The sequence below is a fragment of the Nocardia sp. NPDC060220 genome (assembly GCF_042727815.1).
Classification (GTDB): Bacteria; Actinomycetota; Actinomycetes; order Mycobacteriales; family Mycobacteriaceae; genus Nocardia.
The window spans coordinates 1-13,038 of the sequence record NZ_JBHWZY010000088.1 but is presented as its reverse complement, the minus strand read 5'-3'; the positions used below and the strand labels follow the sequence as shown (position 1 = coordinate 13,038).

Here is a 13,038-nt window from a genome sequence, read left to right as displayed (position 1 = left end):
CACGACAGGCCTCAGCGACTCACCCGTGTACCGCCGTCGCCGACCCGCCGCCATCTGGATCGCGGTCACCGGCATCGGTCTCGACGTCGGCGGCGGCCCCGACGATCTGCCCCCGGGATTCGCGGACCTGGTCCACGCCTCCTATCCACGTCTCGGCGGCACGCGAGCTCTCACCGACATCATCGAACGTCAGGCCGTCGCCGATCCGCGCAAGGCGCCGCCGGGGTCGCTACCGGGCGAGATCCTCCGGCTGCGGCATCCGGAATTGGTGCCGTACACGTGGGACACGGTTCTCGACACGAGCGGCTGGCAGGACTGAGATGTCGAGAGTGCCCGGGCGGCTCCGTCCCAGGGTTACGAGAGCCGAACGGGCCTCGAGACGACGAGCGTCAGCGCGTCCGAAATCGATCGACCCGGCCAGAATGAGCCGGACGAACCCGAGGAGAACATCATGACGGTCCATCGGATGGATCATGTCGGCATCGTGGTCGACGATCTCGCGGCTGCTGTCGCGTTCTTCGTCGAACTGGGCCTGGAGCTGGAGGGCGAAGCCACAGTCGGGGGCCAATGGGCAGACGACCTGCTCGGATTGACGGGCGTCCGAGCCGACATGGCCGTCGTTCGGACACCCGACGGCCACAGCCGGGTCGAGCTCTCGACGTTCCGCTCGCCGACGACCACCCTTGCCGCGCCGAACGCGCCGGTGAACATCCCCGGCATCCCGCGCCTGACATTCGTCGTCGACGATGTCGAGAACGTCCTCGACCGCCTGCGCGCCCACGGCGCCGAACTCGTGGGCAGGCTCGCCCGCTACGAAGACATCTGCCGCTACGCCTATGTGCGCGGTCCCGACGGCGTCGTCCTCGGGCTGGTCGAGGAACTCCGCTGAGCGACACTCGCACCACAAGCCGTCTATCGAACATACATTCGAACACGTTGTAGACTGGCGCTCATGTCGCTGCCCCTGCAAGGTTCACTGTTCGACGGTGATGCGATTGCCCTGGGTTCGATCGAGGCGATCCGGCGCACCCCACTCGACGCGACCAGCTGGGTCGATGTGCTGCCCGGCTGGCTGAGCGGCGCGAGCCGGCTGTTCGATCGACTGGCTGAACGCGTTCCCTGGCACGCCGAACGCAGGCCGATGTACGACCGGGTCGTGGACGTGCCGCGGCTGGTGTCGTTCTTCGGGGAGAACGACCCGCTCCCCGATCACATTCTGGTCGATGCGCGGGCGGCCTTGACCGCCCACTACGCGGCGGAACTCGGTGAACCGTTCCGCACGGCCGGGCTGTGTTTCTACCGCGACGGTCGGGACAGCGTCGCCTGGCACGGCGACACGATCGGCCGCGGCGCCACCCACGACACGATGGTCGCGATCGTCTCGGTCGGAGCGCCGCGCGCTCTGCTGCTGCGCCCGCGCGGCGGTGGCGCGAGCGTCCGGTTCACGGCCGGGCACGGGGATCTCCTGGTGATGGGCGGGGCATGTCAGCGCACCTGGGAACACGCGGTCCCCAAGACCGCACGCCCCGTCGGACCCCGCATCAGCATCCAGTTCCGCCCCCGCGGGGTCCGGTGACCCGACCACGCCCGTTGGACTGATTCGGTCGAAATACTCTCTGTTGCTTGGTAATTCACCGATACTCGAAAGAACGGAGTATTACGGACCAAGCGGGGTGGCCGAGATGACGTCCGGTAATGATGAGGAATTCCTGCGTCTGCGCGCGGAAGAGTCGCTCGCGCAGAGCGTCGTCGGGCTGACCGGGCGTTTGCGTGGCGTCTACACAGCGTTGCTATTGGCGGGTAGACAGCGATGGCGGCTGTCGGTGTACCGGACCCAGCCCGCTCCGACTGGTCGGTGTGACGCGCTGCTCATCGGGCCCGGTGGAGTGTTCGCGCTCGCCGTGGTCGACGAGCTGCCGGACGACGACCAGGTGCGGCGGCTGCGCGCACAGGCCGAACAGCTGTTTGCCGGTGTGTCGATCGGACCGAATCGCAATGAGTTCGTCCGGGAGACAGTCGAGTTGGTGTTCGTTCTGCCGCCGGGCCGACGTGCCGGCGGCGATGGCCGGTTCGTGGTCGTCACCGACGCGACGGTGCGCACACTGATGGGCCGGCGATCGGTGATGCCCGCACGGTTGGCAGGCGACCTCGCCGAGCACACCGCCCAGCGCCATCGCGACTATCGTCCGATCGCCCGGATCGCTCCCGCGCAGCCGCCCGCCGAGACAGACGGCCTGCTGGAGGTGGAAACGCTACATACCGACCATCTTGCCGGTGCGCTGGCCAAGCCGTTCCCGACCTGGCTGGCTTTCCTCGATCCCGCCCAGCTCGCGTTGGTAACCCGCAATCACAACGGTCCGGCACGGATCGTGGGTCCGGCGGGGTCGGGGAAAACGGTACTGGCGCTACACCGGATGGCACATCGGGCCCGCCGCAGTACCGGGCCGCTGCTGTTCACCACGTTGGTGAAGAACCTGCCGCCGTGCCAGGAGTCGGCGTTCGCGCGGTTGCTGCCCGATGCGGCCGGGCGGGCGGAGTTCACGAACCTGCACGCGTGGGCGCAGGCATTCCTGACCGAGCGCGGGATTCCGATGAGAATGGAACTCAAGCGGGCCGACACAGCCTTCAACCTCGCGTGGGGGCGAGTCGGCAGGTCGGGCCCACTGGCGGAGATCTCGCCCGCGCTCCCCTACTGGCGCGAGGAAGTCGATCGGGTGATCAAGGGGCGTGGACTCGCCTGCGACGACGCCGGGTTCACCGCCTATGCCGAGGTGGATCGGCGTGGTCGCCGAGTGTCGTTGCGTACCGGTCAGCGCCGACACGTGTGGGAGCTGTACCAGGCCTACGAGGCGTACCGGACCGAGTGGGGATGCTTCGACGGAAACGATGTCATCACCGCAGCGCTCGACGAACTGCGCGCGCGTCCCCTCCGGCAGCCGTACGCGATGGTCGTCGTCGACGAAATGCAGGACATGACCGTGCAGAGTGTGCGGCTGGTTCACGCGCTGACCGGCGACGAACCCAACTCCCTGCTGTTCGTCGGCGACCGCCAGCAGCAGATCTACGCGGGCGGCTGGCGATTCGTCGATGCCGAAGTCAATATCGTCGGGCGCAGCGAGAAGCTCACCAAGAACTACCGCAACCGCCGGGAGGTCCTGCGACTCGCGGCGAGCCTGCCGGGCGCACGACCCGTCGAGGACCTCGATACCAGCGAACGGCAGAGCCTCGATCTCACCGACGCCGCCCTTCCCGACGGCTACGCCGGACGGCAGTACTGCACGCGGGCCGAGCTGCACGGTCATATTCGTCGCCAGCTGGACAATATTGTCGCCCAGGGCATCTCGCTGTCGGACACCGCGATCATCACCATCACCAACGCCGAAGCGGAAGCCGTGCTCCGCCGATTGCGCCACTGGGGGATCGCCGCGCAGGAGCTCGTCGAGTACCGCTGCGCCGACACCGACAGCGGCGTCAAGGTCGGCACGGTCTATCGCGCGAAGGGCTTGGATTTCCGCGCGGTGATCCATCCGTTCGTCGAGCCGGCGCCGCCCGGTACCGACGCCGAACGGGAGCGTCAGGATTTGATCATGCGCCAGCAGTTCGTCGCGGTCACGCGGGCCAGGGACTATGTCTGGCTGGGGATCGTCCGGGGCTGACGGATGTCGGCGACGTGGCGGATTGTCGGTCGCTGGTCGTAGGATCCGGGGATGGGGAGTTCACTTCTGCCGCATGTGCGGGCATCGAACGCGCTGACGGGGCGGTGGTGCGAAACGTTCGAGGGCGGGGACGCGGTGGTGTCGGGGGCCGGATTGTGGCCGTTGCTCGCTGTGTTGGCCGGGGCTGCTTCCGGCCCGGCCAGGGATGAGCTCGCTGCCGCGGTGGGAGTTCCGGCGGAGCAGGCGCATGCGGCGGGGCTGGACATGCTGAAATCGCTGGATACTTCGCGGGAGGTGTCGACGGCGATCGGGGCGTGGGTCCGGGCGGGGCTGACCTTGCGCGAGGAGTGGGTTCGCAGCATGCCCGCCGGGACGGTCGGTGAGCTGGGCGATCCGGCGGCACTGGATGCGTGGGCGAACGAGCAGACCCGGGGGTTGATCAAGAAATTTCCGGTACCGATCACCTCGGACACGGCGCTCGCGCTGGCGACCGCGCTGATGGCACGCACCCGCTGGGTGACGGCGTTCGACGAGATCCTCTACACACCGGAAACCGGTCCGTGGCAAGGACATCGGGGACCCGGCCTGTACCGCACGAGCCATCCCGACGGCAGTGTGTCGGTACTCGACGACGAAGTGACCCGGGTGATCGTCACCGGCAAGGGCGAACTGGACGTGCACGTGCTGATCGGCGCGAATCCGCGGCACGGTCTGGCCACAGGCCTCGCAGCACTGGACGGGACCGTCGAGGTGCGGACAGAACTGCCTGTCGGCACGACGGCACCCTGTCTATCGGTGAGTCGACGGGAGACCTTCGGCGGTGGCGACTCCGTGGTGCTGACCATGCCACCGTTCGAGGTGGAGAACAAGCACAACCTCGCTTGCCATGCGGCGATGTTCGGCCTGTCCACCTCGATGAACGTTCCCGGTTCCCATTTCGCCGGACTCGCAGCTGATCCGCTGGCGCTGGACGCTGCGGGTCAGGACGTCATCGCACGCTTCGACGCCGAAGGCTTCGAAGCGGCTGCCGTCACGGCCGTGGCGATGCGCCTCGGCGGTGTTCCGCAGAAGACATGGTCGACGATCACATCGGTGAACGTCGACCGCCCCTTCGGATTCATCGCGGTAGACCGGCCGACCGGCCTCGTCTTGGTCGCGGGTCAGGTCACGAAGCCGCCGGTGGAATGGGTTCGGCCGGTCGGTGTGGAACCGGCGGGCAGACGAAACCCGGGGCCGCCGTGGTGAGATCGGTAATCGACATTGCCGAAGCCGTTGCTCAGCAACAGGATTCGGTTTCGATACGGCTAGTGGAGGCCGTATCCTGGTAGCAGTCCGCAGTCAGGTGCACAGGGGGTCGTGGTGATCGTCGTTGTCGCGGACGAGAGCGAACTCGAAGGCGCGGAACAGATCGTCGGCGCGGCGCTCCGTGACCAGGCGTTTCGGGCGGGCGGCGTCGCCGTGTTCCGCTGTCACGTACCGGAGAACCGGGGCGGGTCGGTCGAGGTCGACGCGTTGGTGTGCACGCCGCAGAGCGTGACCATCGTGGAGGTGAAGGGTTTCACCGCCCGTCAGGAAGGCACCCTCGCCACCCCACCGAACGGCCCGTGGACCATCGACGGCGAACCGGCGGCGCTCTATCACGCCGTCCGGGTGCCGAACCCGTTCGTCCAGGTGCGCCGACAGGTGTTCGCGGCCAAGAGCCTGCTGCAGCAATCCGGGATCTTCGGCTGGGTGAACGCGGTGATCGCGCTGGTCGCTCAGCCCGGCGCCGAGATCACCATCGAGGAAACCAGGATCGCCGACGGGTACCGCGCGGTGCTGATCGATCGCGACGACGCCGGCGCGTTGCACGACTATTTCCAGGCCGAGAGCGGGCGCACGGTCCGGCTCAGCATCGATGACGTCACCCGGGTGTTCGGCGCGTTGAACCTGGGCCATCTGTTGCCCTCCCCCGATGAGCTGACAGCACAGGGCTTTCCAGCCGCGCTCGACCCGGCGACCACTTCCCGGCCCATCGCCCCGACCGCTGTGGAGCTCGGCTCCCCCTCGGAGACAGCTGTTTCCGACACCACATCGGATTCCCCTGCGGCGTCGACCGGTTCGGCTCGCGCATCTACACCCGCGTTTCTCGCCGCGATCGACAGACTCGCCCATCGACCCCCTACCGCAGCTCATCCCGAGGATCCGACGTCGGTGCCCGCTGAACGCGAGACGGAATCCCCTTCTTCGAGTGAAGGTTTCACCGGCGCGCAAGCCGACGAGTCCGACGACGCGGCGTTATCGGCCACAGCGATCGGACCACCCGACGAGCCGATACCCAGCACCGAATCCGCCGAACCGGCGACTGACCGAACTTCACCCCCCGACGGTGCCGAACAAGACTCGCCCCGGGACGACAACCCGGAGCACGAGCCAACCGCTGAGGGCACTGCTCCGGATAGGGAAAGCGCCACACGCGCTGAGCCTTTCGACGACGACACGATCGATCTGGACGAACCCGCGCTCGGTGAAGTAGCCGAATCATCGGACGGTCAGCCCGAAAGCACTGTCTCACTGAGCAAATCCGTCGCCGCCGATGAATCGGTCGCGATCGACGATCCACCGACCGATGGCATCGAACGCCACGAACCCACGCCCGGGGACGAGGTGGCCGCTGCGGGCACACCCGCTGGTACCGGCGGAAACCGCACTGCCGAGTGGGCTCCCGCGGTCGGTACAGTGGCCGCGTCGGGCGCTGCTGCCGCGGTCGGTGCCGCCGGGTCGGCCCGCGAGACCGAATCGCGAAGTACCCCTTCCCCGGCGTACACCCCCGCCGTCGCACCGTCGTATCGTTCCCCGGAAACCCCAGCGCCCCAGCAACACCCGGAGCACTGGTCCGATTGGGTCGAACACGACCGAACGACGCGGCAGCCGACCCTCTCGCAGAAATGGCGGTCGTGGCGTCACGGGAACGGCCCGTCACTGCTCGAGCGGTGGCACAACCGCCCCGTTCGGGAGCGGAGTGCCCCCAGGCGGGGCCTGCGAGTCGGGCCCGGTGTCGCTTTGCTGCTGTTCATCGCGCTGTTCGGAGCCGGGTTCTTCGCGATCGCGGCGGTGCAGGCGAGCCGATTCGAGATGTCGGACTACGACCGGATGTGTGGCGAGGACAAGAAGCCGTTCCCGAACGCCGCGCCCTACGAGCGCGACGGCGCGCGCCCGATCTATCTGTCCGGTGACCTCACGACCATGGTCCACCCGAACGATCCGACCGCGTGGAACCCGGACGACCCGTCGACCGTGCAGCTCATCGCCTGCATGAAGCAGCTGGAACTGCGCGACCTCGTGCAGACCTGCCAGTACGGCCCCTCCCCCGGCGCACCGGTGGGGCGCACCGTCAACCTCTTCCGCGCCACCTACGAGGTCGCCGTCTACGAACTCCGTACCGGACGCGAGGTCGCCAAGGCCACCATGCTCGGCGAACGCTATTCCGACAACCCGGCCAACACCGACCAGGACCGCTGCCGGGCAGCCGCCGACGCCCCCGACTATCTCGGCCGCCGCCTGGGCCAACCCTCGAGAGCCCAGCTCACCGGCTTCCTCGCCCCACTGGTCCACGCCCCCCGCTGAACCGCTTGACCTCGAGCGCACTCGAGGTAGCAGGATTCATCTCGTGCCCCGAGCACAACCCGACACCGCGCCTACCCAGCGTCGGTCGCGCCTCCGCCGGTTTCCTCGTACACCCACCAGCGGAGGCCGTCAGGCTCACAGCGGGGCATCTGCGGCGACCCGCACGACCTCGGCGAGATGCGGATCCAGTTCGCCCGACTCGAAGCGAGTCGTGCCGATCACATGCCAGAACTGGCCCGCGACGTTGCCCTCGTATTTGTATCGCCCGTCGGGGGTCAACGCGGCCCATCCTTCGGGCAGTCCGAGCAACACCGCGCGAATCGAGGGCGCCGCCCCCTGATCCGCCGCACCGGACCACAACACGACGTTTCCGTCTTCGCTACCGCTGGCGAGTAGATCGCCCGACGCGTCGAACGCCAAGGTCGACACCCGGCGGCGATGACCTTCCAAGGTGTGCAGATGCCGACCGGTGTCCATGTCCCACAGCCGGATCACCAGGTCGTCTCCCGCGGTGGCGAGGACGCCCCGCTGGGCGTCGACGGCCGCCGACCAGAGTTTTCCGGTGTGCCGCGTCAATTCGTGCACCGGCTCGCCCGACGTGACGTCCCAGATCCGTGCCGTGCCGTCCCAGGAGACGCTGGCGACGCGGTTGCCGTGAAATGCCACCCCGTACACCCGGTCTCGGTGCCCGCGCAGAGTGTGCAAGCACCGCCCCGACTCCACGTCCCAGATCCGAACGACGGAGTCGTCGCAGCCCGAGGCCATCAGCGCCCCGTCCGCGCTGAAGGCCAGGGACCGAACCCTGCCTCGGTGCTCGCGGTAGATCCCGTACTGGGCACCGGTCGCACGGTTCCAGATCGTCACTGTGTCATCGTCGTTCGCCGTGGCGATCAGTTCACCGGAGGGGTTGAACGCGATCGCCCAGATCGGCGCATCCTCGATGCTGATGTGGCGCTCATAGGAGTCGGCGTCGAGGTTGAACAGGCTGAGTCTGCCGTCGTTGCCCACCATCGCGAGCTGCCCTGGTCGCACCGTGCTGAACAGCGCCGACTCGAAGGTCAGCAGGTGGTCGTCGCTGCCGGTCAGCGTGCGAACGAGACGTCCGGTGACGGTGTCCCACAGCCGGACGACGCCGTCGTTGCCCCGGGTGGACAGCATCGCCGAATCGGCGCTGAAGCCCACCGCTGTCGTTCGGCGGCCGTGCCCGGTGAGCAGGTATCGGCAAGCTCCGGTGACCGGATCCCAGAAACGCGTGGTGAATTGGTCGTCGGTCACCACGAGCTGGGCGCCGTCGGGCCGGAAAGCGAACGGCCAGATGGATCCGGTGTGGGCGGTGAGACGATGCCGCAGCTGACCGGTCTCGGACGCACGCAGGCAGACGAGCCCCGCACTGTCCCCGGAGGCCAGCAGCTCTCCCGACGGGTCGTACGACACCCAATAGATCGCCGCGCTGTGTTCGGTCGGCGCGTGCAGCACTTCTCCGGTGTCGGTATTCCAGACGCGGAGCAGCCCGTCGGTGTCCCCGCTGGCCAGCACGTCCCGGGACGGGTGGAAGGCCAGCGTGTAGATGCGTCCGGTGTGACCGGTCAACCTGCCGGTGAGCGTGCAGGTGACGGGGTCCCAGAGCGTCAGTAGTCCGTCTACTCCACCCACCGCTATCCGGGTGCCCGACGAGTCGAAGGCGATGCGGTAGGCGGCGCCGCCCGCTGCCTGGAATTCCCCTGTTTGCCTGCCGGTTTCGATGTCCCACAGGCGTACCATGCCGTTGCCGTAGGCGGCGGCCAGCGTCCGACCGTGCAGGGCGATGCTGTAGATCAAGGTCATGCCGTGTTCGGGTGGCAGACACTCGTGACGCAGATCGCCGCTGGGCAACGACCACAGCCGCAGCACACCACGCGCGTCACCGGTGGCCAGCAGATCACCGCCGGGACCGAGCAGCACCGGCCACGGCCACTGTTCGTGCCCCCGCAGAATCCGGCGGAGTTCCCCACTGACGGCATCCCAGATGCCGACCGTTCCGTCGCCGGAGCCGGTGATCAGGACCTGGTCGGTGTACGCGACCGCGAAGGTGCGCGCGCGGTGGGTCTGCAGCATCCGCAGCGGCCGGCCGGTGTCGGCGTCACAGATCAGCACGCCCCCGTCGTCACTGCCGACCGCGACCGTACTTCCGTCCTGGCTGTACGCGACGGGCTGGGGCAGTCTGCCTCGACTGGCGTGGAATCCGTGCCGAACGCCCAGTGCGGCAGGCGCGAATTCGGTCTGCACCGATCCGCCGGGTACTACGGCCGCGCCGCGCAGATCCGCCCCCGAGGCCTGGCCGATCACGTCCAGGAGTGCGGCGCGCTGCCAGCGGCTACCCCTGCCACGCGCGCCGGTCAGGTCGGTTCGGATCAGGCGCGCCCTGGTGAGGTCCGCGTCGGTGAGATCAGCGCTGACGAGGCGTGCGTCGTCCAGCCGCGCCGCGACCAGCCGCGCACCGCGCAGCACCGCCTGGGTCAGATTCGCGCCGATCAACCGCGCACCACTGAGATCGGCGCCGCTCAGATCGACTCCTTGCAGGTCGCGGTAGGAGAGGTCCTCGCCGGCCAACATCGCACCGCGCAGGTCCGAGCTCGGCGCCGTGCGCAGCCGGGTGGTGATCCGCAGCGCGTTGGTGCGTGCGTTCGGGTCGGCGTCGGAGTCGGACAACACCGACTCCGCCCAGGTACGCAGCGTGCGCGGGTCGGCGAGATCGCACAGGAAATCTATGATGAGCAGCGACAATTGGGCTTGCGCGAGGTGTGGTGCACTCACGCCCGCACCGAGTAGGCGGGCGAGGTGATCGGCCACCAGCCATTCGGTCACCGAGGAATGGATGAAACCGAACAGGTCGTCGTCGGTACGCACCAGCAGGCTGCCCGAACCGATGGCGTGCGCCGACTGCTGCACCGACATGCGATCGCGGACCGCGGTGTCGGCGAGTTCCCGTGCCACTTCCGACAATTCGGCCGCACGCAGATAGGGCCTGCCTGTCTCCCACACCCGCAGCGCGAAAGCCGTTACCGCCTTCCACAATTCGTCCAGTCCCAGTCCCGGCAGCGATCCGGCCACGGTAGCCGTGCGATCCACCTCGTAGCGAAGCCAGGAATCGAGGATCTCCCGGTACAACGCGGCCGGGCCGATGGCATTGGTCGTTCCCGCGGCCGCGCGCAACCGGCGCTCCTCGAGATCGGCGATGAAGCTGAGCATGCGCGGGTTCTGTGCCAGCCCGAGCAGGTCCTGGATGCCCCTGATCAACTGCATTCTGGCGTCGGCGCGCCGCGTGTCACCCCCGTAGCGATTGGTGAGGAAGGTATGGATCTGTGGCGGCGCGAACTCCTCGATGCTGATGATGCGCCGGTCGTCGAGCAGACCGACCCGCTCGCCCAACGCTGTCAACACCTGGGCCCTGGACTCGAAGTGCTGAGTCCGGCTGGCCACGATGATCTTCGCCTTGCCGACGGCGGCCTGCAGGAGGGTCTCGAGATGGTCGGCGGCGAACTCGTAGCTGATCCTGGTCACCAGTTCGTCGAAGCCGTCGAACAACAGCACCACCCGGCCTTCGCGCAGCATGTAGCGCAATGCCTTCAGATCGATCCGGTCTTCGCCGTGATTGGCCAGATGGGCGGCCACCAGTCCGTCGACCGAGTGGGTCTTGTCGAGCGCGCGCAGGTCGATCAGGATCGGAATCAGCGCGGGCGTCGACTCGCTGATCCGGCGGGCGAGCTCACGCAGCGCGAACGTCTTGCCACGCCCGAAGTCACCGAGCAGCAGTACGAACCAGCCGTGATCGGCGGTCACCACGCCCATGAGTTCGGCGATCAGATCGTCGCGAATCGCGGTTTCGCTCTCCTCCAGCAGCCGAAACCGTTGTGGTACATACAATTCGGGTGGGTAGCGCCGGTCGGTGCGCAGGTCGAGCACCTGACGGGCGAGGTAGTCGGTCAGATCGAGCATGCCCTGGAATTCCAAGAAGCTGCGGATGCGCAACCCTTGACCCGCTGCCTCCTCCCGCAGCGAGCGGGCCGGAACCGCGCCACGATAGACGAGCTCGGATCCGAATTCCGGGTCGTGCGCCAGGAAATCCTCGACCACCTGTCTGGTCAGATCTCCCACGTGGGCGCCGATGCGCCACTGCGCCGCCATCCCGTCACGATGATGGGTGACGAACAGGTGCGGCGGGTCCGCCTCGACCCGCCTGATCCGCGCGCCGGGGTAGCGCGCCGCACAGACCTCGATGACGCGCTCCAGCAAACGCCCCTGCGGATCGACCACAGGCGCCGAGTCACCGGCCTGTTCATCGGAATCCGGATCGTCGGTCCCCGCGGATTCGATCATCTTCGTCTCGGCGGGCGCGGCCAGGGCCGCGGCCACATTCGACCAGGACACGGGGATGACCGTGCGTTCGACCTCTCCATCATGGTGCTGGGCGGGATAGCGCGACATGCCCTCGGCCGTCAGGTGGATGATCTCCGCGCTCCCCGGGGCCGCGGCGGGCAGCACCGGCAGCACGCCCCCCAGCAGATCGGCGTGCACGCCACCGGGTCCCGGCCCGTGCAGCAACACATTCAACCGGTTGCCGAGCAGCCGGGAGACCGTCGTCGCGTCACGAAGAAGCGCTGGGTCGGTTCGCGCGGCCCCCGCACCCGGCATCGGATCGTGGCGCACCACACCCAGGCGTAACCATCCGCGTGCCTCGAACGCGCGTAGTTGCTCGGAGAACCACGCGACCTGGGTCTGCCCCACACTGCCGTAGTCGTCTTCCTGACGATGCGTCGCGGCGATCGTCGAATTCAGTCCCGCGACAACAATTCGCAAGTCCGCGATGGGAAACAGGGTCCATGGTTGCCCGGCGTCGAACACCAGATGATCCAGGCCCTGGTACAACTCGCCGAACATGCGCTCGAACTGTTCGAGTTTCTCGAAATACGGCGGTTGCGGCAGCCGGTCGCGTGACTCGCAGCGCAGAAAGTAGCTCTCGCACGCCTTCTTCGACACGTCGTGATTGCCGGGTACGACGATCAGGCGATCAGGTTCGAGGCCGAGCAGAATGCGCAGGCCGGTGAGGAAGGCAAGCGCGTCGTCGACCTCGCGCGGGTGGCCCGATTCGGTGAGGTCACCGGAGACGACGATCACATCCGGTGACGGCACGCCCTGATCGGACAGGTGGATGACATCGGCCCAGATGCGTGATTGCAGTTCGCCGGGACCGTCCGGCTCGTCGCGCCCGAACAGACCGCGCCCGAACCGGGGGCCTGCGACATGCAGCACCGAGAGCCCGTTGCGCGCTTCGCGTGAACTGCCCGCGCCCGGAAAGCTCGGTGGCACAGCGGGAGTCCGCCGACGCTCCACGGCCTGTGCCGGGCCGAAACCATTCGGAACGGGCCGATCCCGCACCGCCGCACCGGAACCCGGCGGGAACTCCGGTCCGCGCGCCGGTTTGGCTCGACCGTCACGCATGTGACCGACGCGATCGAGCAGGGTGTTCCGCGCGGTCTCGGCGCTGGCGACATTCACCAGATCCAGATAGGTGCGAGTGGCGAGCAGACCCTCCAGCGCGCAATCGGCGACCCGCACCGGCAGCAACTTGTGCTCGTCGGTGCGAATTGCCGCCTGCCACTCCATCGTTCCGTAATGGGAGGTCAGGTAGCTGTCGGACAGGATGGCGATCACGACAGCGGTAGCGTTCGGCGTCGGGCAAGGGCAGCCAGACGAAGGCAACATCGCACGAGCCGTCCGCCAACCCCGCTGTCCCGTC

Annotated in this window: 6 protein-coding genes and 1 pseudogene; 6 read left to right on the top strand and 1 reads right to left on the bottom strand. The window is 67.8% G+C overall.

The features are described from left to right. From ACFWF3_RS07155 to ACFWF3_RS07130, 6 genes and pseudogenes are all read left to right on the top strand, one after another. Window positions 1-319 (top strand): annotated as a pseudogene (locus tag ACFWF3_RS07155) (hypothetical protein); the annotation flags it as partial. Between the two features lie 132 nt (window positions 320-451). Beyond that, entirely contained in the window at window positions 452-889 is a 438-nt protein-coding gene (locus tag ACFWF3_RS07150; RefSeq protein WP_379312857.1) for a VOC family protein, read from the top strand. A 63-nt stretch (window positions 890-952) separates the two neighbouring features. Further along, window positions 953-1,576 (top strand): alpha-ketoglutarate-dependent dioxygenase AlkB, encoded by a 624-nt coding sequence (locus tag ACFWF3_RS07145; protein WP_378989037.1) that lies wholly within the window; start codon window positions 953-955, stop codon window positions 1,574-1,576. A 106-nt stretch (window positions 1,577-1,682) separates the two neighbouring features. Next, a complete protein-coding gene (locus tag ACFWF3_RS07140; RefSeq protein ID WP_379312856.1) occupies window positions 1,683-3,656 on the top strand; it encodes a UvrD-helicase domain-containing protein in 1,974 nt (657 codons plus the stop codon). 51 nt (window positions 3,657-3,707) lie between these two features. After that, window positions 3,708-4,901 carry a serpin family protein gene (locus ACFWF3_RS07135; RefSeq protein ID WP_378989035.1) on the top strand — a complete coding sequence of 398 codons (1,194 nt, stop codon included), beginning with the start codon at window positions 3,708-3,710 and terminating at the stop codon, window positions 4,899-4,901. Between the two features lie 111 nt (window positions 4,902-5,012). Then, a complete protein-coding gene (locus tag ACFWF3_RS07130; RefSeq protein WP_379312855.1) occupies window positions 5,013-7,262 on the top strand; it encodes an NERD domain-containing protein in 2,250 nt (749 codons plus the stop codon). A gap of 135 nt (window positions 7,263-7,397) precedes the next feature. Here the strand turns inward: ACFWF3_RS07130 and ACFWF3_RS07125 are convergent, their stop codons facing one another. Then, on the bottom strand, window positions 7,398-12,953 hold the full coding sequence (locus ACFWF3_RS07125; RefSeq protein ID WP_379312854.1) for a pentapeptide repeat-containing protein: 5,556 nt from the start codon (window positions 12,951-12,953) through the stop codon (window positions 7,398-7,400). Between the last annotated feature and the right edge of the window lie 85 nt (window positions 12,954-13,038).

Bases quoted from the DNA above. Each gene is read 5' to 3' on its own strand.
- ACFWF3_RS07135 (WP_378989035.1), top strand. From the start codon at position 3,708: ATGGGGAGTTCACTTCTGCCGCATGTGCGGGCATCGAACGCGCTGACG.
- ACFWF3_RS07140 (WP_379312856.1), top strand. From the start codon at position 1,683: ATGACGTCCGGTAATGATGAGGAATTCCTGCGTCTGCGCGCGGAAGAG.
- ACFWF3_RS07150 (WP_379312857.1), top strand. From the start codon at position 452: ATGACGGTCCATCGGATGGATCATGTCGGCATCGTGGTCGACGATCTC.
- ACFWF3_RS07145 (WP_378989037.1), top strand. From the start codon at position 953: ATGTCGCTGCCCCTGCAAGGTTCACTGTTCGACGGTGATGCGATTGCC.